The sequence below is a fragment of the Aquimarina longa SW024 genome, from assembly GCF_001401755.1.
GTDB classification, from domain to species: domain Bacteria; phylum Bacteroidota; class Bacteroidia; order Flavobacteriales; family Flavobacteriaceae; genus Aquimarina; species Aquimarina longa.
This window is the reverse complement of sequence record NZ_AVQK01000018.1, coordinates 58,861-82,269: the sequence shown is the minus strand read 5'-3', so window position 1 is coordinate 82,269 and position 23,409 is coordinate 58,861. Positions and strand designations below refer to the sequence as shown.

The following is a 23,409-nucleotide window of genomic DNA, read 5'->3' as shown; positions in this document are numbered from 1 at the left end:
CATTTGGACCTGATAAACTAATTAATCATGAAAAGAGTACTTATAACAATCTTGATAATTACACTTGGACAATCAGTATTTTCCCAAGAGAGAATAAATGATCTTTCTATAGAGTCTATAGAGTATGAAGCTAATTCTAGAGGTTTTTATCAAAAAATGAAAGTAAGCAAAAAGACATTTGTTTATAGTGAAGATAGAGCTAGAAAAAAGAGCAAAACGGTAAAAATAAGTAATAAACAATGGAGGGAAATAGTAAATTTAGCAGATAAAATTAAATTTAAAGAACTCTCGTCTTTCAAAGCTCCATCTGAGAAACGAAAATCTGATGGTGCTGCTCACGCACAACTAAAAGTTTTTTACAAAAATGATATAAATGAATCATCTAACTTTGACCATGGTAATCCTCCTGTGGAAATTAAAGACCTTGTAGAATATATAATAAATTTAAGTAAATCAACCAATAAATTATAGTGTTTTACTTATGCAATGTATCTAAATTTATGTTAAACAAAATAAAGGTGTTAAAATTTTTGTAGCTTTGCATCCTAAATGAAAGAGACTTTTTATAAAATACTATCATTTTGTATGGCACTTTTGGTGTTTGCCTCGACGATGTCTTTCACAATTGAAAGCCATTATTGTGGTGAAGTGCTAGTTGATACTTCAATTTTTGGCACAGTTGAATCTTGTGGTATGGAGGTTCAGCAAAAAACGTCTTCAACAGAATGTGATATTACTAAGAAAGATTGTTGTAGCGATGAGAAGCACTTTGTTGATGGTCAAGATAATTTAAAAATTTCTTTTGATAAGTTAGATAAAGAGCAACAGATATTAGTTGCCACTTTAATTTACTCTTACATAAATCTGTTTACAGAATTACAAACAGAAAATATCTCTTTTAGAGATTACTCTCCGCCTCCCTTGGTCAGGGACGTACAAGTTTTAGACCAAACTTTCCTTATTTGATTTTTAAGTAATTAATACTGAAGTCCTACATTAATTTGTTTGGACTAAATCACTTGTTTGTTGTTTTGTCAACAAAAATCATAATTACTTAAAATCATTTTTTATGCTAAATAAAAGCATCAAATTCTTAATAGAAAATAAACTGGTAGCCGTTTTACTGCTAGCTTTATTTGTAGCTTGGGGTGTTGTGAATGCACCATTTGAATGGAATACTGGTTCGCTTCCTCGAAATCCTGTGGCTGTAGACGCTATTCCTGATATAGGTGAGAACCAACAAATTGTATTTACAAAATGGGATGGTCGCTCACCACAAGATATTGAGGACCAAATAACCTATCCTCTTACCACATCACTACTTGGTATTCCTGGAGTGAAAACCATTCGTAGTTCTTCAATGTTTGGTTTTTCAAGTATCTATATCATTTTTGAAGAGGATATTGAATTCTATTGGTCACGTAGCCGTATACTCGAAAAATTAAATTCATTACCAGCTGGACTTTTGCCAGATGGTGTAAATCCAGCATTGGGTCCTGATGCCACTGGGTTGGGACAAATATATTGGTATACCTTAGAAGGCCGTGATGAAAACGGAAATGTGACTGGGGGTTGGGATTTACAAGAACTTCGTAGTATTCAGGATTTCTACGTTAAATACGCATTATCATCTGCAAGCGGTGTTTCAGAAGTGGCTTCAATTGGTGGCTATGTATTGGAATACCAAGTGGATGTCAATCCAGAGTTGATGAAGCAGTATAAAATTGGTTTAAACGAGGTTGTCAAAGCAGTTAAACAAAGTAACCAAGATGTAGGTGCTCAAACATTAGAAATAAACCAAGCAGAATATCTGATACGCGGATTGGGTTATGTAAAATCTATTTCAGACCTAGAAAATGCAGTAGTTACCTCGGAAAATTTCACCTCTATACGTTTAAAGGACATCGCCAAAGTTTCTCACGGCCCTGCAACAAGAAGAGGTCTTTTAGATAAAGAAGGCGCAGAGGTCGTAGGTGGTGTTGTGGTCGCCCGTTATGGAGCTAACCCTATGGCCGTTATTAATAATGTTAAGGAGAAAATAAATGAATTAAGTTCGGGTTTACCTTCCAAAACTTTGAGCGATGGAAGGACATCACAATTAACCATTGTTCCTTTTTATGATAGAACAGAGCTCATTCAAGAAACATTAGGGACACTTGATGAGGCACTTACTTTAGAGATTTTAATTACCATTTTTGTGATAATTATTATGGTGTTCAATTTAAGAGCATCTGTCTTAATTTCAGGGTTATTGCCAGTTGCAGTTCTAATAGTCTTTATATCAATGAAGCTATTTAATGTAGATGCTAATATTGTTGCGCTTTCAGGTATTGCTATTGCTATCGGTACGATGGTGGACGTGGGTGTTATCCTATCAGAAAATGTGCTACGGCATATTGACGAAAATGAGCAGAACTTACCTATGAACACTGTTGTGTATAATGCAACTGCCGAAGTCTCCGGAGCCATTTTGACAGCTGTGATGACCACCATTATTAGTTTCATTCCTGTGTTTACAATGATTGGTGCTGAAGGTAAATTGTTTCGTCCATTGGCGTTTACCAAAACTTCAGCCTTAACGGCGTCGCTAATTGTAGCATTATTTTTAATACCACCGTTTGCAGCCTATTTATTTAAAAAACGTAGCGTAAAAAAATCATTTAGTTATATGCTAAACGGTACTTTAGTTCTAACAGGAATTATAGCTCTTGTTTTTGGATTTCCACTTGGGTTGATATTAATGGCGTTTGGAGTAGTTGGTTTTCTTTCATTACAGGAAAAAATCACCTCTAAACGTGCCAATACTATCAATATATTCGTATCGGCTTTTGCAATCATTTTCTTATTAGCAGAATATTGGAGGCCTTTAGGAGTCGATCGAAGCATACTAGTAAATTTAATTTTTGTTGGTCTTATTTGCTTTGGACTACTAGGTGTATTTACTCTTTTTAGAAAGTACTATGTACGTATCTTAAATTGGGCGTTACGTAATAAGTTATTATTCCTTTCTCTGCCAACCGCCATAATCATTTTTGGAGTGATGATTATGCGAAATACAGGGAAGGAATTTATGCCATCTCTTAATGAAGGCTCTTTCCTTTTAATGCCTACATCAATGCCACACGCTGGGGTTGAAGAGAATAAGCGCGTGTTACAGCAATTAGATATGGCGGTAGCCAGTATCCCAGAAATTGAAACTGTAGTAGGTAAATCTGGTCGTACAGAATCGGCTTTAGATCCAGCCCCTTTATCTATGTACGAAAATGTGATTCAGTATAAATCCGAATACATCCTAAATGAAAAAAGAGAAAGGCAACGCTTTAAGGTAGATGAAGATGGATTATTTGTATTGAAAGACGGAAGCTTAGTTGTAAACCCAAATAGTGAAGTTAACGAAGGTGCTGACTATGATCTTTCTAAAACTAAAGATCCCTTTTCGGTGCGTCGTTCACAACTGATACCAGATAATGAAGGTGAATATTATAGAAATTGGAGGCCTGAAATTGAATCCCCAGACGATATTTGGAAGGAAATCGTAAAGGTTACAAAGCTTCCAGGAGTTACTTCAGCACCTAAATTACAACCTATTGAAACTCGCTTGGTTATGTTGCAAACTGGTATGCGAGCCCCAATGGGTATTAAGGTAAAAGGACAAGATTTAAATGAGATTGAAGACTTTGGAGTACAATTGGAAGATATATTAAAACAGGCAGATGGTGTTAAGGATGAAGCTGTTTTTGCAGACAGAATTGTCGGGAAACCTTACCTTTTATTAGATATCGATAGAGACCGACTTGCACGGTATGGAATTTCCATACAACAAGTGCAACAGGTTATACAAGTCTCTGTGGGTGGTATGGTACTTACACAAACTGTTGAAGGCAGAGAACGATATGGTATTCGTGTGCGCTACCCAAGAGAACTACGCGCAAATCCTAATGACTTAAAAGATATTTATGTTCCCGTAGAAAAAGGAACCCCAGTGCCATTAAACGAACTGGTTACGATTCGTTATGAGCAAGGACCACAAATTATAAAAAGCGAAGATACATTTTTGATAGGTTATGTTCTCTTTGATAAGTTAGATGGATATGCCGAGGTAGATGTGGTGGAAAACGCCCAAGCTCTTATCCAAGAAAAAATAGATAGCGGTGAACTAATCGTGCCAAAAGGAATTAATTATCGATTTACTGGTACTTATGAAAATCAACTGCGTGCAGAGAAAACTCTTGGTGTTGTGGTGCCTTTGGCATTAGCAATAATTTTCCTAATTCTTTACTTCCAGTTCCGCTCGGTAGGAACTTCTTTAATGGTTTTTACAGGCATTGCTGTTGCCTTTGCCGGTGGATTTTTAATGATTTGGTTTTATGGTCAGGATTGGTTTTTGAATTTCAACTTCTTTGGAGAAAATTTACGGGACTTGTTTCAAATGCATACCATAAACTTGAGTGTAGCGGTTTGGGTAGGGTTTATTGCGCTGTTTGGTATTGCAACGGATGATGGTGTGGTAATGGCTACCTACTTAACACAAACATTCGACAGAAATAATCCCACGGATAAAAAAGGGATAAGAGCATCTGTTGTAGAGGCAGGAGAAAAGCGTATTAGGCCGTGTCTGATGACTACCGCAACTACCATATTAGCTTTACTACCAGTATTAACATCAACAGGCCGAGGTAGTGATATAATGATTCCAATGGCTATTCCTTCCTTCGGTGGGATGCTTATTGCACTTGTAACACTGTTTGTAGTACCCGTATTGTATAGCTGGAAACAAGAATTTCAATTAAAAAGAGCGACGAAATGAGATATATAATTTTAATAGGATTTATTTTTTTCGCTTTCGCGGAAACAAATGCACAACAACTAGCTTCTTACATTCGGGAAGCCGAAAACAATAATCCTGAAATTCAAGCTTTTGAGCTGCGTTATAATATTGCCGAAGAAAAAGTAAACGAGGTCAATACGTTGCCAAATACAACGGTAAGTGCTGGATATTTTTTGAGTGAGCCTGAAACCCGAACAGGTGCGCAGCGTGCACGTTTTTCGGTTTCTCAAATGTTGCCTTGGTTTGGTACCATAACGGCAAGAGAGAACTATGCAAGCTCATTAGCAGAAACTCAATATATAGATATCGTAGTCGCAAAAAGAAAACTTGCTTTATCTGTTTCCCAATCCCACTACAAATTATACGCCATTAGAGCAAAACAGATAGTTCTAGATAAGAATATTGAGCTTTTGGAAACCTATGAGCGTCTGGCATTAACTTCAGTTGAAGTTGGTAAGGCATCCGCTGTAGATGTACTTCGTCTGCAAATACGACAAAATGAACTTGTACAGCAAAAAGAAGTATTAGAACAAGATTTTTTAGCAGAACAGGTAACCTTCAATAATCTACTAAATCGGGATGAAAACACGGAAGTAATTGTAGCAGAAGAAATGTCCATACCGGATGAGGACCCATTAATTTTAACTGAAAATCTTCAGCTTAACCCTGAACTTATAAAGTATGATAGGCTATACGAATCTGTGGAACAATCTGAACTTTTGAACCAAAAAGAAAGTGCCCCAAATATTGGTTTTGGGTTAGACTATGTTCCAGTCGCGGAAAGACCAGAGATGAACTTTAATGATAATGGAAAGGATATTGTGATGCCAATGGTATCTATTTCAATTCCAATTTTTAATAATAAATACAAGTCTATTACAAAACAAAATCAATTAAAGCAGTTGCAAATACAATCCCAAAAGGAAGATAGATTAAATAAACTGGAAACGCTGTTAGCAAATGCAAAGTACAACAGAGAAAATACGAGAATAAAATTCAATATTCAATCGGATAACTTAAAGCAAGCTAACGATGCAGAAGAAATTCTGATAAAGAATTATGAAACAGGCACTATTGATTTTAACGATGTATTGGATGTTCAAGAGTTGCAATTAAAATTTCAAATAAATCTTATAGAATCAATTAAGGGTTATTACATACAGTATGCCTTAATTAATTATTTGACACAATAAAAATGAAAACAATAAAAATCATAATACTATTGCTGTTTTCTTCAACAGTATTCGCTCAAGTGGGAACTAATGGGGAGGATAGAAAAGAAGAAGGACGAACTATAAAGGAATATAATCTCACTATAGAAGAGAATAAAATGACACTTGGTGGTATAAGTGCAAAAGCAATGACCATCAATGGTAGTATTCCAGGACCTGTACTAGAATTTGATGAAGGAGAACTTGCCATAATCAACGTCACCAATAAAATGGATGAAGAAACCTCAGTGCATTGGCACGGTTTGATACTTCCCAATTTTTACGATGGTGTACCCTATTTAACCACGCCACCTATTAAACCCGGAACAACTTTTCAATACAGAATCCCAATCAACCAATCGGGTACGTATTGGTACCATTCCCATACAATGTTACAAGAGCAAAAGGGTGTTTATGGCTCTATTATCATTCATCCAAAAGAAAAAACTTTGGAATATGATAAGGATTTGGTCGTGGTATTATCAGATTGGACCAATGAAAGACCAATGAACGTATTGCGAAACCTTAAAAGAGGTAACGAGTGGTATCAAGTTAAAAAAGGTACAGCAGTTCCACTTAGTAGGGTCATTTCAGAAGGTGCTTTTGGGGCTCAACTTAAATTTTGGAGAGACCGTATGGAAGGCGCTGATATTGCCGACATTTATTATCCGGCATTTTTGTCCAACGGTAAAAAATTGGCGGAGTATCCAGAATTCAGAGCAGGCGAAAAAATACGTCTTCGCTTCATCAACGCGTCCGCCTCTACTTATTATTGGCTGGATTTTGGCGGAGGAAACCCAATGGTGGTATCTAGTGATGGTATTGACGTACAGCCCGTATCTAAAAGCAGATTTCTATTTGGCATAGCCGAAACGTATGATGTTATTGTCACTATTCCCGAAGGCACCTTAGAAGTTACCGCAGCAGCTCAAGATGGTTCAGGTCATACCTCTATACAATTAGGTAATGGCACCCTTTATCCAGCCAAAAGAATAGACAGACCTGATAAAGTAGAGATGATGAAACAAATGGGTAAAATGGATATGAAAATGGGAGCACCTGCAATGGTTGGAAATAAAAAAAAGAAGACACCTGAAGTTTTAATGCAGAAGTATGGGATGAAGATGAATATGAAAGACGGCCAAATGAAAATGGGGATGCACGATAAAATGTCAATGAAAGATGGTAAGATGAATGACCAAATGGATATGAAAATGAAGATGGACGATACGATGGGAATGAAAAAGGACGGCCATATGCACGATATGCAAATGATGCAGAAAGATACTGCCTCTTTTGATTATGATACTCGTAAGACTTATTTCAACTACGACTTTTTAAAGGCAAAGGAAAATACCAGCTACAAAGCTGATTTACCCGTAAACGACATTCTGTTGAACCTTACCGGTAATATGCAACGCTATGTATGGAGTATGAATGGTGTTCCACTTTCGGAAACCGATAAAATAAAAATTAAAAGTGGGGAAGTAACCCGAATAACACTTAACAACCTAACGATGATGCATCATCCGATGCACTTGCACGGGCATTATTTTAGGGTCATTAATGAAAACGGAGAACGTTCGCCCTTAAAACATACCGTCAATGTACCGCCAATGCAAAAAGTAGTCATAGAATTCTATAACGAAGAGTATGGCGATTGGTTCTTTCACTGCCACGTATTGTATCATATGATGGGTGGTATGGCAAGGGTTTTTAGTTACGATACCCCTCGAGATAAGCGTATGGCTGAATTTCCGGCAAAAAAAATAATTGATGAAACAGACCATTTTTATTCGTGGGGATTGGCTCGTTTAGGCTCAAACTTTAATGAACTCTTTTTAACGTCGAGCAATATCCGTAATGAATTTGGATTGAGAGCAGAGTTTGATTACGACCAAAACCTTGAAGCCGAAATAAATTATAATAGGTATCTCAATGATTGGGTGCGTCTTTACGTAGGTGTTAATACCGAAACCGAATTACCAGATTCCTTCGATGAGTTCAATACAGTTGGTCTTATTGGTGTAAAATACTTTACGCCTTACAGGTTTAACGTTGATGTGAGTATGGATAGTCAACTGCGCCCAAGAATACGTTTGGACAGAGAGCTATTGATTTTTCCTAGAATTTTTCTGGAAGGCGAATACGAATATAGAGCAGACTTTGGATGGGTTAACGATTTAGAGAATAACAAATCATTTGAAAGTGAAACCCAGTGGTTGGTAGGGGCTTCGTATATCCTCTCACGTAATTTTTCAATACAGGGTAACTATAACAACCGATATGGTTGGGGTGGTGGTCTCTTAGCACGATTTTAAATAAATATTAAAAAACATAACATAACAATTAAATCAAAAACAAAATGAGCAAATTAAAATTAGTATTAGGGATAGTTACAATAGCATTTGTAACCTTAACAGTTGTGTCTTGTAAAGACGCAAAAACAGACAAGAACAATTCAACAGACCATCATTCAGAGATGAATGCTGATGAAGACCATTCAAAAATGAATCACGATAATAGCGATGGTCATCACGATGGTGATAAAAAAGAAATGGCAATGGGAGGAAATGGCAATTCACAAGCTGTATTAAATGATTACTTTAATCTTAAAGATGCTTTAGTATCAGATGATAATGCAAAGGCTAAAGCACTTGGAGCAACTCTGGCAAAAACTTTACGTAGCCTAGATATCTCATCAAATTATTCAGAAAGTCAAAAGGACGATTTAAAAGATATTATTGAAGATGCAGTTGAGCACGCAGAACATATTTCTGAAAGTGATATAACGCACCAGAGAGAGCATTTTAAAGTATTGAGCAAGGATATGACAGATATGGTTGCGATTACAGGAACAAAAGTGAAGCTATACGAGCAGTTTTGCCCGATGTACGATGGTGGTACAGCTTGGTTGAGTACGAAGGAAGAAGTGCGCAATCCATATTATGGAAGCAAGATGTTGAAATGCGGAAAGGTACAGCGAGAAATTAACTAAATGAAAATTGTAAAAATCATAGCAATAGTCTTATTGGTTGCTTTTGTAGGCATACAGTTTATGCCTGTAGAACGCAATCAAAGCGATGGTGTTCCAAAAATCGACTTTATGTTGGTAAATGATGTCCCAAGCGATATAAAGAACAAATTGAAAGTCTCTTGTTATGATTGCCACAGTAACAACACAAAGTATCCTTGGTATAACAAGGTGCAACCTGTAGCTTGGTTTCTAGAAGGCCATATCAAAGAAGGAAAAGCAGAGTTAAACTTCAATGAGTGGGATTCCCTATCTAGTAGAAGAAAAGTAAGCAAGTTAAGGTCCATTATAAAACAAATTGAAAGTGGTGAAATGCCTATGGATTCTTATACTTTGATTCACAAAGAGGCAGCTTTTTCAGAAGAAGAAATTCAACAGGTTATTAAGTATATGGAAAATTTAAAAGACAGTTTATAATTAAAAAAAGATAAGATGAAAAATTTAAAAATGAGTATAGCAGCAATGCTATTGTTAACCCTTTCTTTTGCCAATGGACAAGAAAAAGAAAAAATGAACCACGATCACGCAACTATGAAAATGGACCATAGTAAAATGATGAATATGAACAGTGATGCAAAAGCAGAAGCAATATTAAATGACTACTTCAACTTAAAAGATGCTTTAGTAGCAGATGACACCAAAAAGGCAGCCCAGGAAGGCTCTAAATTGGCCGCCTCACTTAAAGCATTTGATGCTTCAAAATATACAGCAGAAGAACAAAAAGAATTAGCTGATATTATTGAAGATGCTACAGAGCACGCAGAACATATTGCAAAAAGTGATATAGGTCACCAAAGAGAACATTTTAAGACTTTGAGTAAGGACATAACCGATATGGTTGCAATTACAGGAACAAAAAATACTTTATATCAGCAGTTTTGTCCTATGTACGATAAGGGTAGTGCTTGGTTAAGTAAAAGTGACGAAGTGAGAAACCCATATTATGGCAGTAAAATGCTCAAATGTGGAAAAGTAAAAGAGACTATTAATTAGATAATCCCTTCCTTATGTTTTGGAGTCTTTTAGTTTTATTAGTTAGCAGAATGGTTTCGATTTTAAGGATATATTAATAGTCATTAAGTCCTGTCGTGGGAAGGAAAACAATGTTTATGGTTAGTGTTAGTTCCTTCCCGTGTCAGGCACAAGATAATTGAAAAAGAGAAGTTGATTTGGTTAATAGCAGCCTGCATAAGGGAGAGAGATTAAATCCCCCTAGAATAATAGTATCTCTCTTCCTTTGACAGGCAAACAAAAAGTTTAAAAAGAGAAGTTTAGTGTAAGATACTTGAATTTGAGAGAAGGACTTATTTTTTTGATTGATGGAATACTGTCTAACTCTCATTTTCAGGTATTATTTAAAAATGTAACGATAACAAAATAAAATAATGAAAGATTGTTGCAAAGACGGATGCCATCGCAAAGAAGAGAAATCTGTGGTTAAAAAATGGTTCAATTATATAATATATACAATACTGATTATAATAACTGTTGGTGCGTTGGCACTTCAATTATTTGATTAGAGGATTAATAAAGTGAATATGGAAGACATAACAAACACATCAAAAAATACAGGCTTTTATGAACAGCTTTTTAAAAAAGTATTACTCACTGCTAGCGTTGTTACTGCTTTGTCGTTAAGTTATGCATTATGGGCTAATGAAAATCCTGATAGCTTATTTCTACCTCTTTTAATTGTTGTGTTGGCTTTAGTCAAAACGGTCTTTATTGTGAGGCTCACTTTTATACAGTTAAGCAAAATAATAGGCGAAAGTCATCAACTTACACATGTTCTTACATTATTTGCTGTATTAATTGTTTTGATTATCCTTTCGTTTTCAGCAGATTATCAAGCGCTGTACGTACTAAATTCTGAAAACTTTAAATCTGCCACATCACTTAATGGTTCATTTTTTATGCAATTCTTTGAGTTTATGTATTTCAGCTTAATCACATTTTCATCAGTTGGCTTTGGTGATATAGTACCATTAACAATTTCTGGTAAACTCTTGGTAATGATGGAAGTATTCTTGAGCTTTTTTGTTTTGGTTTTTGGTATTGCCAATATTAATAGAATACACGTTAACAAATAACCCTTTTAAAAACTATAATTATGAAAGTACTTAAATTAATTACACTAATAACTATTCTCATTACAACAGTCAATTTTACCAATGCACAAAACAGTAATGATACGATAGATAAGCAAGACGTTATCGAAGTAATGAAATCATACAAGGACGCTTTACAAAACTTAACGACCGAAGGAACATTTGAGTTGTTTACCGAAGATTCTAAAGTGTTTGAATCCGGAGGTGTAGAAGGTTCTTATACGCATTACATAGAACATCATTTGGGGCCAGAATTGGGGCACTTTAAAAGCTTTACTTTTTCAGATTATGAAATCGATGTTCAGGTTGATGAAGATTATGCATTTACAACAGAAACATACGTCTATACCATTGTATTAAAGCCCAATGATAAAGGTGAAAGTAGAACTATAGCTAAAAAAGGCGTAGCAACTTCTATTCTAAAGAAAATAGATGAAAAATGGAAAATCATCAAAACACATTCTTCTTCAAGAAATAAAAAATAAAATCGTATGAGACTACGTATTCTTTTTACCCTATTGTTGTGCACGCTTCTTTTTGTGGCCTGTAAGCAAAAAACAAAAGAAACCGAAACAATTTTAGAGCAACCAAAAACTGAAACTTCATCGAAGCCACCAAAAAAAGTATTAAGTCCGCATACTTCAACTATGGGAATGGTCGGTGATGCGCATATTCATATTGATTATTCATCGCCTGGGGTTAGGGGACGAATTATTTTCGGTGGATTAGTTGGTTACAATAATGTTTGGCAAGCAGGTGCACATATGGCCACTTGGTTAGAAACTAATAAAGATTTGACCATTGATGGAAAAGTACTACCTGCAGGTAAATATGGATTTTTTTCAATACCATCAAAAGAGGATTGGACTATAATGATTAATAAAAATTGGAATCAGCATGGAAAAGATGATTACGATGAAAAAGATGATGTAATACGATTTAAAGTGACACCAATTATTACAGATGAAATTACGGAGCATTTAGAATATAAAGTAAATAAGTTAAGTGAAACAGAAGGTACTATTTCTCTTGCTTGGGAAAAGGTAACGATTAGCTTTCCTTTCAAATTAAACCAATAAGATGGTCAATAGACATACAGCATTAAAAATAAGAAAAGCACATCGTTATTTGGGCCTCTTTTTAGGTGTCCAATTCCTAATGTGGACGATTAGCGGTCTATATTTTAGTTGGACAGATATTGATGACATCCACGGTGACCAATTTAAAAAGGAGAAACCAAAAAAAACGTCCTTTAATAATTTGTTAGGTACTGCTCAACTAAATTTAAAAGAACCAATTCAAAACTTGGAACTGTTGGAAATAGCCGGCGAACCCTATTATTGGATAAATGAGAACAATCTGTACAATGCGGTTTCAGGTAATAAAAAGAATGGAATTACCGAACAAGAAGCAATTAAGGTTGCTGAACGCTATATGTTATCGGATTTAAAATTAGACAAAATACGGAGGATTGAAACTGTAAGCGACCACCACGAATACAGAGGAAGACCTCTACCGGCTTACGAGATTTCATATAAAACTGATGAAAATCTTAAAGCCTACGTGGCAATTGAAAATGGAGCTTTTCAAACAGTACGCCATCGAGATTGGCGTTGGTTCGATTTTTTATGGATGACGCATACAATGGATTATCAAGGGCGAGATAATTTTAATACAATAGTTCTAAGAGCTTTTTCACTTTTAGGATTAATAACAGTACTCAGTGGATTTTTACTGTGGTATACAAGTTCGCCTACTATCAGAAAAATAATAAAAAAGACAAAACATAAAAAGTAATATTATGAATAAGAGCACCATTTATATCGGCGTTGCGTTGATTGTTGGCCTTCTAGGCGGCTTTCTAATATTCGGTGGAGGAGGTTCTGCTGATACTGCAACAAACAAGGTTACAGACGGCCACAATCATTCGGAAGAAATTGCTTCTAATCAAATGTGGACCTGTTCAATGCATCCACAAATAATGCAACCAGAACCTGGAGACTGTCCTATATGCGGAATGGACTTGATTCCCGCTGAAACTGGAGCAGACGGTCTTAATGTCAACGAAATTAAAATGACCGAAAATGCAATAGCTTTGGCTAATATCCAAACATCCGTTGTGGGACAAGGACAAATGGGAGATAATTCTTTAAAGTTATCTGGTAAGATTATGACTAATGAAGAATCCAATGCCGTTCAAGTAACCTATTTTGGTGGAAGAATTGAAAAACTATACGTTAATTCTACGGGAGAACGTGTTGGAGCTGGTCAACGATTGGCAACCATTTATTCGCCAGAATTAGTTGCTGCACAGCAAGAACTACTAACCGCTTCATCACTAAAAGAATCACAACCCGAACTTTACAAGGCAGTACGCAATAAATTGAAACTTTGGAAGCTTTCAGAAAAGCAAATTAATACCATTGAAAATGCGGGTAAGGTACAAGAATACTTTCCTGTATTTGCCACGGTTTCTGGAACAGTAACTCATAAGATGGTAGAAGAAGGCGACTATGTAAAGCAAGGGCAGCCGTTATATAAGATTGCAAACTTTAATACTGTTTGGGCAGAATTTGATGCTTATGAAAATCAAATTGCGCTATTAAAAGAAGGACAGACTATTAAGATTACCACAAACGCCTATCGTAATGAAGTCTTTGATGCAAAAATTTCATTCATTGACCCATTATTAAATTCTGCAACCAGAACCATAGTTGTAAGAGCTGTATTAAATAATAAAAAAGACAAGTTTAAGCCAGGAATGTTTGTTGAAGGGAAAGTTGAAGGGATTCAATCTGGCTCTAAAAGTACAGTTACTGTTCCAGCTACTGCCGTTATGTGGACAGGAGAACGCTCTGTTGTCTATATTAAAACAAAACCAAATGAGTCTGTTTTCGAAATGAGGGAAGTTCTGTTAGGCAATGCCAACGGGGATAACTACACTATTCTTGAAGGTCTTGAAAACGGAGATGAAGTGGTAACTAACGGAACGTTTACGGTTGATGCAGCAGCCCAGTTGCAGGGTAAAAAGTCTATGATGAACGCCGAAGGAGGTAAAACAACAACCGGACACGAAGGGCATTTGGGAATGCAAGGTGATAATGCTGGAGATAAAATGGATAAAACCAATCACTCGCAAATGAACGAAAGGATTGATGTGTCTAATAAATTTCAAAAACAGTTAAAACAGGTTTTCGATGATTACATCCTTTTAAAAGATGCCTTGGTTAATGATGATGCCAATGGCGCCCAACTAGCAGGAAAACAAATAAACCAGTCATTGAAAAAAGTGGATATGAAATTATTATCTAATGAGGAAGCGCATAACCATTGGATGACTATTCAAAAGGAATTGAAAACTTCAGCCAATGCTATTGAAAATAGCCTGGAAATAGCAACACAAAGAGGACATTTTAAACATCTTTCCGCTCATATGATAAGCAGTGTAAAGCTTTTTGGAATTAACCAAAAAGTATATAGCGAATTCTGCCCAATGGCAGATAATAACAAGGGCGCATACTGGTTGAGTTTAGAAAAAGAAATTAGGAATCCTTATTACGGAGAAGCCATGTTAACCTGTGGTGAAGTAAAAGCGACTATAGAATAAAGCAAACAATGATTTAAATAGCCTGTCTTAATAAAAATTTTAAAGCTTTTAAGTTTTAAAGAAAATTGATGATGAGTGAAAGTAGAAGAAATAGAAGAAAATCCGAAAAGAACAAGCATCAAGTAAAAAGTAATATTTCACGAAAGGATAAAATTATCGCTTTTATAGCGATGGTAATCGTTTTTATTGTGGCCGTTGTTGCCGCATATTATTATTCCCTTTCAAGAGCAGGGCTAAAATTATTTTAAAAAATGAGTTCTATTATTCACATAAAAAATATGGTCTGTCCAAGATGTATCTCGGCAGTATCTAATATTTTGCAAGAGTTAGAGATTCAATATAGCTCAATTAAATTGGGAGAAGTTGAGCTAACAAAACCTTTAAGCGTGGAAACTAAAAACTTATTTTCTAAAGCACTTCAAGATTCTGGATTCAGCCTAATCATTGACCGTAAAAGTCAACTTATAGAACAGATGAAAGCCTTGGTGGTGGATAAAATCCATCACTCGTCTGAAGATTTGAATATTAAATGGGCAGACTTTATAAGTGAAAAATTACATCTAGATTATAAATATTTAAGCTCACTTTTCTCATCAGTAGAGAGCATCACTTTTGAGCAATATATTATCAACCAAAAGATTGAGCGCGTAAAAGAACTCATAGTTTATGATGAATTAACCTTAAGTGAAATAGCTTTTAAGCTAAACTATAGCAGTGTTGCTTATTTAAGTAATCAGTTTAAAAAGGTTACTGGAATGACACCAACTCAATTTAAAAAAGCTGCTATACAAAACAGAAAATCTCTCGATGATGTTTAAGAAGTTTTTGTTGCAAGTTCACTTTATCAAGAAAGCTGTCCAAGGCAACTAGACCATCTCAATACTTCATAATACAATTAAACTTTTAATCGATGCTTAAAATCATACAAATAGTTGCCTTACTACAAGGTCTTTTTATTTTATTTATTTTTTATAGAAGTAGAACGAATTACAGAAAAATAACTTTTTGGCTCTTTTTTGGGAGCATTACATCCATACTGTTATACATAATTGGTGATGATGATAACAACCTTTTTATAGATGACACAGATTGGTTCTTATTTGACAGCTCGTTGTTTCTAACATTTCTTTTTTTATACTTCAAGTACTTTAATTCTGACAGAGAGACCTTTTTGAAAAGAGACTATTTGTTTTTCTTACCTAGTATATTTTTGTTTTTAAGTGAAACATTGGAAATGATTTCGGACGGGGAAAACGATTTTTTAGAGATAATAGAGACGTTAATAGAATTCGTGTTTTTGGGCTACTTAATCTATATTTTATACAACTTACTTAAAACTAAAAGGACTAATTGGATTCTTTACTTTGTTGCCCCTATTGTTTTAATATTGAGCATTTCGTATATAAACGGCCTTCTAGATTTGTTTGAGTTGGCGCCTATTGTTTTTTCCGGTGATGACGATTTTAATTCCTATTTGCTTCTTGTTGTCGCATTCTTGTTCTATTTTATTACCTTTTATATGATAAGTAAGCCAAAAGAACTCATACCAAATGCTGAGGTCACCAAGTACAAATCGTCTAACCTAACGCCCGAATTGATTGAAAAATATAAAAACGCCTTAATACAAATAATGGAAAAGGAAAAACTTTATCTAGACCACAGGTTATCAATCCATAGTGTCTCAAAAAAATTGAATATTCCAAGGCAATATATTTCTGAAGTTCTTAACGTACATATGAACATCAGTTTTCAGGATTTTGTCAATGAATATAGGGTTGAAGCGTTTGTAAAATACCTGCAGAACGACCAATATGCCCATTATACTCTTTTTGGGATAGCCACAGAAGTTGGTTTTAGCTCTAAGTCTTCATTTAATGCTACTTTCAAGAAAATCAAAGGATTAACCCCTACACAGTTCAAAAAATCTACGGCTAAATGATTGTAATTTGTGCAGAATAAGCATTCCGGACAAAGGGCAAATAATCTTGTACATTGACATTTCGTTATTTGGGGGAATTTAAATCCTTCAAAGAATTGTTGTTTACAAAGTTAAATCCATTAAAAAATAAAATATTTAAGGTACTAACAGGTTCTTTTAGAAACTCTAAAAGAATTAATCTGATAAAAATCCTTCCTAAAGATTCGGAAATTAAAGTTTTAATTACAAGGCCAAATCATAGGTTAGGTAATCAACTTTTAATAACCCCTTTAGTACAAGAGGTAAAAGAACAATTTCCAAACTGTAAAATACATTTAATAGTTAATGGAAACCTTTCTTTCATATTACTTTCTAAATATCATTATGTAGAGACAATTTACAACCTTCCTAAAAAACCATTTAACAATATTTTAGACTACTTAAAAAAGTCTATAAGTCTAATCTCAAATAAATACGACATTGCAATAATGGGATGTGAAGACTCAAATTCAAGCAAAATATTTGTTAAACTATCAAGAGCTAAATTCAAAATTTATAACTCTGGTACTACTAATTTTAATAAACCTGAGCATATTGCAAAAATCCCTATATATAATTTAAGAAGATTTTTGAATCTATCAGAAGACTTTAACCATAATTACCCAAAGCTATCAATAAAACTATGCAGTCAAGAAATAGAAAAAGGAAATCAACTTATTAAAACGTTATTTAATGGCAACAAAAAAACTATTTGCATTTTCACTTTTGCTACCGGAGCTAAATGTCACCGAGAAAAATGGTGGTTAGAGTTTTATAAAGAACTAAAAACTGAGTTTACTGATTTTAATATTTTAGAAATATTGCCCTTTGAAAATGTATCTCAAATCAATTTTAAGAGTACACATTTTTATAGTAAAAATCTTAGAGAAATAGCCTCAATAATTGAAAATTCTGTCGTTTTTATTGGAGCGGATAGTGGTATTATGCATTTGTCAGCGTCTACAAATACGACTACAATTGGCTTATTTAATGTTACTAGGCCAAAAACCTATGAGCCTTATGGAGATAAAAATAAATCCATAAACACCAACTCTATTAAAATAACTCAGATAATAAAAAAAATTAAGGAAGCAATATTTTACAATTAAGGATATGAAAATAATAACCGTTTTCCTCTAAAGCCAAAAGGTAAACACCTCTGCAAAAGCGTGCAAAACGACCAATATGCCCATTTTACCTTTTTGGTATGGAGACAGAAGTTGGTTTTAGCTCTAAGTCTTCATTTAATGCTAATTTCAAGAAAATCAAAGGATTGCCCTAGGCACAATTCAAGAATTCAATTGCTGAAAAAAAGATAATTGGTACAGAATAAGCACTCTGGACAACAGGTGAATAATCTTGTACATTGACAATTCGTTCTTTTGTAGTACTATCAAATCTAGTCATTTATCATAGCCAAGAGTGAACCTTTTAACCTTACTGTCAGAACAAAAAAATCTATTTAAAAACAATTAAATTATACATGGAATATTCAAATCAATTATTCAATAAATCAATTTTATCATTTCTTTTTATTTTAATTAACACCGCGTTATTTGCCCAAGAGGAATACACCATAAGAGGAAGCATTAGTGATGTAATAAATGGCGAAACTGTATTTGGAGCATCGGTTTACCTAAAAGGTACAACAATGGGCACAACTACAAACGAGTATGGCTTTTATTCTATTACAGCACCCAAGGGAACGTATATATTAATAGTTTCGTATTTAGGCTACAAAGAGATACAGAAAGAAATAACGCTTACTAAAGATATAAAGTTAAATATTGAAGTTGAAGAAGATTCAACCACTTTAGATGAGGTAATTATTACAGCAGATGAAGGCGTAAAAAATCTAAATGTAAGAAAACCACAAATGGGAGTTGTTACCTTAAAGGCAGAAACAATTGAATTAGCGCCTGCTGTATTAGGCGAAGTAGATCTTATTAAAACCATACAACTTTTGCCAGGGGTTTCAAATAATGGAGAAGGTTCAGCAGGCTTTAATGTAAGAGGTGGAGCAGTAGACCAAAACTTGGTGCTTTTAGATGAAGCCATCATTTACAATACGTCTCACTTTTTCGGATTATTTTCTGTATTTAATAACGATGCAATTAAAGATGTAAAACTTTATAAAGGTGATATTCCTGCTAAATTCGGCGGAAGAACTGCTTCTGTTTTAGATGTAAGGCAAAAAGACGGTAACAATAAGCGGCTTGAACTCAATGGAGGTATTGGATTAATTTCAAGTAGGCTTGCAGTAGAAGCACCATTATTTAAAAAGAAAGGCTCTTTTCTTTTAGCAGGAAGAACAACTTATGCTCAGCTTTTTTCTGGTTTGATGGACGATTTGGCAAATAGTAATATTAGTTTTTACGATGTAAACCTAAAAACCAATTATGAAATTAATGAAAACAATAAAATATATCTGTCAAGTTATTTTGGGCGGGATGTTTTTAATATTTCACGTTTAATAGATAGTAATTACGGAAACATCTCCGCAAATCTTAGGTGGAATCATGTTTTCAATTATAAGCTATTCTCTAACCTATCGCTTATATATAGTAAATACGATTATCAGATAATACTGGACTTTGAACAACTGGATTGGATATCTGACATCACAAATTATAACTTAAAATACGATTTTGGATATTATGCAAGTGATAAACTAAAAATAGATTTTGGACTAAGTGGCATTTCTTATAATCTAAATCCAGGAGAAATTATGCCTTCAACGCCAACCTCTCCTATTAATCCATTGACATTAGATCAAAAAAGAGCTTTTGAAGCAGGGGCTTATGCCAGTGTAGAACATAAACTTACAGATAAGTTTACTGCAAGATATGGTTTGCGCTACAGTACATTCAACCGATTGGGCGGGCAGGCCATCACAAATTATGCAAATAATCAGCCAGTAGTTTATAACCAAGGATTAGGCATCTACCAAAATGGCGAAGCCATAGGAGAAACAGCTTATTCAAAAGGCCAAACAATTAAACAATTTGGAAATTTAGAACCGCGTTTAGGCTTGTCTTACTTGCTAACAGACAACTCTTCAATAAAAGGAAGTTACACACGTACAGCACAATATTTACATCTACTGTCTAATACGGTATCTGTTACCCCATTAGATGTTTGGACACCTAGTGGGACCTATATTAAACCTCAGCTTTCTAACCAATATGCTTTAGGGTATTATAAGAAATTCAATGGCAATGCATATTCATTTGAAGCCGAAGCTTATTTTAAAACAACAGATAATCGTATTGACTACATTGACGGAGCAGATTTAATTGGGAATAATACAATCGAAACCGAAATTTTAAATGGCGAAGCCAGAGCCTATGGTTTAGAATTAATGCTCAGAAAAAATAAAGGGCGTTTTACAGGCTGGCTATCATATACATTGGCTAAATCTGAGCAACGTTCTTTTGGCGGAAATGCTGGAGGCCCTGGAATCAATAATGGTAATTGGTACAATGCACCTTTTGATCGTACACACGATATTTCTATTACAGGAGTTTATAAATTAACAGATAAATGGAAATTTAGTGCAAATGCTATTTACCAAACCGGTCGTCCAGTCACCTATCCAACCGGGCAATTTGAATATGACGGATCCTCTGTTGTAATTTATAATGAAAGAAATGCCGACAGGCTACCTGCTTATCATAGGTTAGATGTTTCAGCGACCTATAAGCCCAACCGTAAACCCAATAAGCAATGGAAAGGTGAGTGGGTATTTAGTATTTATAACCTTTATAACAGGCAAAATGCAGCTTCCATATCATTTAACCAAGACTATAACACTGGAGTAAACGAAGCCTTGAGAACTACAATATTTGGCATTATTCCTTCAGTAACCTATAACTTTAAATTTTAAAAAACATGATGTCCTTAAAAAATATATTTAAAATAGAAAATAAGATTAAAATTGTAAGCCTTTTAGGATTAAGCATTATTATTTTTTCTTGTACAGAAGCTATAGACCTATCTGTACCTACCGAATCTCCACGATTGGTTATTGAAGCATCTATAGGTTGGGAAAAAGGTACTTTAGGAAATAATCAAACCATAAAACTGAGCCTTACCACACCTTATTATGATACAGCACCAAACCCTGTAGCAGGTGCATCAGTCAGAGTTGAAAACATCACAAATGGCGATATATTTATTTTTGAAGACCAACAAGATGGTCGTTACACAACCTCAGATTTCGAACCAATGATTAACAACACCTATAACTTAGAGGTAATTTATAATAATGAGACCTATACTGCTGAAGAAACATTAATACCTGTCCCAGAAATAGATAGAATAGAGCAATCTCGTGAACTCGGTTCGGACCCAGAAGAGTTAGATCTCACAATATACTTCAATGATCCAGCAAATGAAGTGAATTTTTATTACATCACCTTTTTAGAAGGAGAAGATCTGCTTCCGACAAGAGAAATAATGTCTGATGAGTTTACAAATGGTAATGAAATGTCCCTTTTATACGAAGAAGATGAAGCGGATGCGGAAGACGAAATTTTGCCCGGAGATATGGTGGACATAAACCTATATGGCATATCCGAAGAATACTATGATTTTTTACATAGATTAATAGAACAATCTGATAATGCAGGAGATCCTTTTGCTACTGTTCCAACAAGACTAAGGGGCAATTATAAAAATTTAGAAAATCCTGATAATTATGCGTTTGGGTACTTTAGGGTTACAGAACTTGTAAATGAGGTTTATACTTTCGTTGAGTAATAAATCACCAACCAATAAATTGAATGCATAAAGGAGTTGTTGATGTACCATGAATTAAACTTAAGTGAGATAGCTTTTAAACTTAACTATAGCAGTGTAGCATATTTGAGTAATCAGTTTAAAAAAGTTACAGGGATGACACCAACTCAATTTAAGAAAGGTGCTATACAAAACAGAAAATCTCTGGATGATGTTTAAAAGGTTAAAGAAATTATTTTTTAAATCTTATTATTTTATTTAAGCATTTGCTTAAATAATAAATAAATTTACCTTTGTGTTTATGGAAAATAATTCTTGCATAAGGCAACAAGCCGATTTACAACAAATTAATCGTTGTAAAGACACAGTTTCGGAATTAAGCGATTCCTTTGACTATTTAGCAAATGGACTTTCATTGGTTGGAAATAGTGTTCGACTGAAAATCCTATACCTACTCTTTGAAGAAAAAAGACTTTGCGTTTGCGATTTAAGTGATATTCTTGGAATGAATATTTCTGCCATTTCTCAACATTTGAGAAAAATGAAAGACCGAAATTTATTGGAAACCGATAGAGATGCTCAAACGATTTTTTACTCACTCACGGCTGAATACGAAAAATTATTAAATCCATTCTTCGTAATACTTGATAAAAACAAGATTTTAGAAGCTATATGAAAATTGAAAATAAGTTAATCGGTACAGGTTTACTTACTGCAATTACAGCGTCACTATGCTGTATTACACCTGTTTTGGCTGTAATAGCGGGAACAAGTGGAATTGCTTCAACATTTTCTTGGATAGAACCTTTTAGACCTTACCTAATTGGATTGACAATTTTAGTTCTTTGTTTTGCTTGGTATCAGAAATTGAAATCCAAGAACGAAATTGACTGTGAATGTGATATTAATGAAAAGCCAAAATTTATACGGTCAAAAACCTTTTTAGGAATTGTAACCGTATTTGCAATTGTAATGTTGGCTTTTCCATACTATTCAGGAATTTTTTATCCAAACACAGAAAAGCAAATAATCTTAGTTGACAAATCTGATATTAAAACAACGGAATTTAAAATCAGCGGAATGACCTGTACAGGTTGCGAGGAACACGTCAACCACGAAGTAAATAAACTTAATGGAATTGTAAATTCAAAGACGTCCTACGAAAAAGGAAATGCAATTATTGAATTTGACAAAACCAAGACGAATGAAATGGAAATTGAGAAAGTAATTAACTCAACAGGTTATAAAGTAACCGACAAGGAAGAAAACTAATGGAAATCCAATTAAAATCAGAAATTACATGCCCCAACTGCGGACATAAAAAAGCAGAAGACATGCCAACAAATGCGTGTCAGTTTTTTTATGAGTGTGAAAATTGTAAAAAGGTTCTGAAACCAAAAGAAGGAGATTGTTGTGTTTACTGCTCTTATGGAACTGTACCTTGTCCGCCAATTCAAGAGAATAAAAGCTGTTGCTAATTCAGAATAGATTTTTGCACAACCATTGCATTAAATTTATCATATCTTTGTTACGATGAAATTTTTAGCATTCATATTATCAATTTATATTTTCGCGCTTAACTTGGCACCTTGTGAAGATAATGTTGCGCTTGATAATGAAGTTAAAATAGAAATTTCACAGGCTGTCGGTGACGATCATCAAAATTCAGATTTGTGTTCGCCATTCTGCAATTGTCATTGTTGCCATATCCACGCAACATATTTTAAAATTGTAGACTTTACAATAGATACAAACGATATTTCTACAGAAGTGTTTTATCACTTCAACGGTCTGGAAAAAGACTTCAATTCCACCATCTTACAACCACCCCAGGTATAATTCAGTTTTTATAGGATAACTATATCCTTTTTTGACCGTATTGGTCATTTTTATTCGATGGGTTTATCCAAACTTTCATCAAATT

General features: G+C 34.4%; 23 protein-coding genes and 1 pseudogene. All 24 read left to right on the top strand.

Annotation, left to right across the window (positions count from 1 at the left end):
- Nucleotides 1-27 precede the first annotated feature (27 nt).
- The 24 genes and pseudogenes from N456_RS04020 (at nt 28) to N456_RS03915 (ending at nt 23,324) form a co-directional block, all read left to right on the top strand.
- The gene (locus tag N456_RS04020) at nt 28-471 is read left to right on the top strand and encodes a hypothetical protein (protein ID WP_062054169.1); all 444 of its coding nucleotides are present in this window, start codon (nt 28-30) and stop codon (nt 469-471) included.
- Between the two features lie 78 nt (nt 472-549).
- A complete protein-coding gene (locus tag N456_RS04015) occupies nt 550-966 on the top strand; it encodes an HYC_CC_PP family protein (RefSeq protein ID WP_062054168.1) in 417 nt (138 codons plus the stop codon).
- 103 nt (nt 967-1,069) lie between these two features.
- On the top strand, nt 1,070-4,807 hold the full coding sequence (locus tag N456_RS04010; protein WP_062054167.1) for an efflux RND transporter permease subunit: 3,738 nt from the start codon (nt 1,070-1,072) through the stop codon (nt 4,805-4,807).
- Nucleotides 4,804-6,021 (top strand): TolC family protein, encoded by a 1,218-nt coding sequence (locus N456_RS04005; RefSeq protein WP_062054163.1) that lies wholly within the window; start codon nt 4,804-4,806, stop codon nt 6,019-6,021. The genes N456_RS04010 and N456_RS04005 overlap by 4 nt, the downstream gene beginning before the upstream one ends.
- Nucleotides 6,022-6,023: 2 nt before the next feature.
- The gene (locus N456_RS04000) at nt 6,024-8,360 is read left to right on the top strand and encodes a multicopper oxidase domain-containing protein (RefSeq protein ID WP_062054158.1); all 2,337 of its coding nucleotides are present in this window, start codon (nt 6,024-6,026) and stop codon (nt 8,358-8,360) included.
- 44 nt (nt 8,361-8,404) lie between these two features.
- Nucleotides 8,405-9,037 (top strand): DUF3347 domain-containing protein, encoded by a 633-nt coding sequence (locus N456_RS03995; RefSeq protein WP_062054156.1) that lies wholly within the window; start codon nt 8,405-8,407, stop codon nt 9,035-9,037.
- Nucleotides 9,038-9,490 carry a heme-binding domain-containing protein gene (locus N456_RS03990; RefSeq protein ID WP_062054154.1) on the top strand — a complete coding sequence of 151 codons (453 nt, stop codon included), beginning with the start codon at nt 9,038-9,040 and terminating at the stop codon, nt 9,488-9,490.
- A 15-nt stretch (nt 9,491-9,505) separates the two neighbouring features.
- Complete coding sequence (locus tag N456_RS03985) at nt 9,506-10,066, top strand: DUF3347 domain-containing protein (RefSeq protein ID WP_062054152.1); 561 nt, start codon at nt 9,506-9,508, stop codon at nt 10,064-10,066.
- Nucleotides 10,067-10,611: 545 nt separating this feature from the next.
- Complete coding sequence (locus N456_RS03980) at nt 10,612-11,163, top strand: potassium channel family protein (protein WP_062054150.1); 552 nt, start codon at nt 10,612-10,614, stop codon at nt 11,161-11,163.
- A 20-nt stretch (nt 11,164-11,183) separates the two neighbouring features.
- Nucleotides 11,184-11,666, top strand: coding sequence for a YybH family protein (locus N456_RS03975; protein ID WP_062054148.1), 483 nt, complete (start codon nt 11,184-11,186; stop codon nt 11,664-11,666).
- Nucleotides 11,667-11,720: 54 nt separating this feature from the next.
- Nucleotides 11,721-12,260: a DUF2911 domain-containing protein gene (locus tag N456_RS03970; protein WP_240315476.1), complete on the top strand. Its 540-nt coding sequence runs from the start codon at nt 11,721-11,723 to the stop codon at nt 12,258-12,260.
- A 1-nt stretch (nt 12,261) separates the two neighbouring features.
- On the top strand, nt 12,262-12,978 hold the full coding sequence (locus N456_RS03965; protein ID WP_062054144.1) for a PepSY domain-containing protein: 717 nt from the start codon (nt 12,262-12,264) through the stop codon (nt 12,976-12,978).
- A 4-nt stretch (nt 12,979-12,982) separates the two neighbouring features.
- Nucleotides 12,983-14,788 (top strand): efflux RND transporter periplasmic adaptor subunit, encoded by a 1,806-nt coding sequence (locus N456_RS03960; protein WP_062054142.1) that lies wholly within the window; start codon nt 12,983-12,985, stop codon nt 14,786-14,788.
- 71 nt (nt 14,789-14,859) lie between these two features.
- A complete protein-coding gene (locus N456_RS24760) occupies nt 14,860-15,036 on the top strand; it encodes a hypothetical protein (RefSeq protein WP_162838817.1) in 177 nt (58 codons plus the stop codon).
- 3 nt (nt 15,037-15,039) lie between these two features.
- A complete protein-coding gene (locus N456_RS03950) occupies nt 15,040-15,606 on the top strand; it encodes a helix-turn-helix domain-containing protein (protein ID WP_062054138.1) in 567 nt (188 codons plus the stop codon).
- 701 nt (nt 15,607-16,307) lie between these two features.
- Nucleotides 16,308-16,727, top strand: a complete 420-nt coding sequence (locus N456_RS24955) for a helix-turn-helix domain-containing protein (RefSeq protein WP_240315475.1) — start codon at nt 16,308-16,310, stop codon at nt 16,725-16,727.
- A gap of 98 nt (nt 16,728-16,825) precedes the next feature.
- Nucleotides 16,826-17,854: a glycosyltransferase family 9 protein gene (locus N456_RS03940; protein WP_148639181.1), complete on the top strand. Its 1,029-nt coding sequence runs from the start codon at nt 16,826-16,828 to the stop codon at nt 17,852-17,854.
- A 374-nt stretch (nt 17,855-18,228) separates the two neighbouring features.
- Nucleotides 18,229-20,631 (top strand): TonB-dependent receptor, encoded by a 2,403-nt coding sequence (locus tag N456_RS03935; protein WP_062054132.1) that lies wholly within the window; start codon nt 18,229-18,231, stop codon nt 20,629-20,631.
- A 5-nt stretch (nt 20,632-20,636) separates the two neighbouring features.
- Nucleotides 20,637-21,506: a DUF4249 domain-containing protein gene (locus N456_RS03930; protein ID WP_240315474.1), complete on the top strand. Its 870-nt coding sequence runs from the start codon at nt 20,637-20,639 to the stop codon at nt 21,504-21,506.
- Between the two features lie 18 nt (nt 21,507-21,524).
- Nucleotides 21,525-21,704, top strand: a pseudogene (locus N456_RS23995) (helix-turn-helix domain-containing protein); the annotation flags it as partial.
- Between the two features lie 82 nt (nt 21,705-21,786).
- Entirely contained in the window at nt 21,787-22,161 is a 375-nt protein-coding gene (locus N456_RS03925) for an ArsR/SmtB family transcription factor (RefSeq protein WP_062054130.1), read from the top strand.
- Nucleotides 22,158-22,757, top strand: a complete 600-nt coding sequence (gene merTP / locus N456_RS03920) for a mercuric transport protein MerTP (protein WP_062054128.1) — start codon at nt 22,158-22,160, stop codon at nt 22,755-22,757. The genes N456_RS03925 and merTP overlap by 4 nt, the downstream gene beginning before the upstream one ends.
- On the top strand, nt 22,757-22,963 hold the full coding sequence (locus N456_RS24950) for a GDCCVxC domain-containing (seleno)protein (RefSeq protein ID WP_082422419.1): 207 nt from the start codon (nt 22,757-22,759) through the stop codon (nt 22,961-22,963). Before merTP ends, N456_RS24950 begins: the two co-directional genes overlap by 1 nt.
- Nucleotides 22,964-23,018: 55 nt before the next feature.
- Nucleotides 23,019-23,324 carry a DUF6660 family protein gene (locus N456_RS03915; protein ID WP_062054126.1) on the top strand — a complete coding sequence of 102 codons (306 nt, stop codon included), beginning with the start codon at nt 23,019-23,021 and terminating at the stop codon, nt 23,322-23,324.
- Nucleotides 23,325-23,409 lie beyond the last annotated feature (85 nt).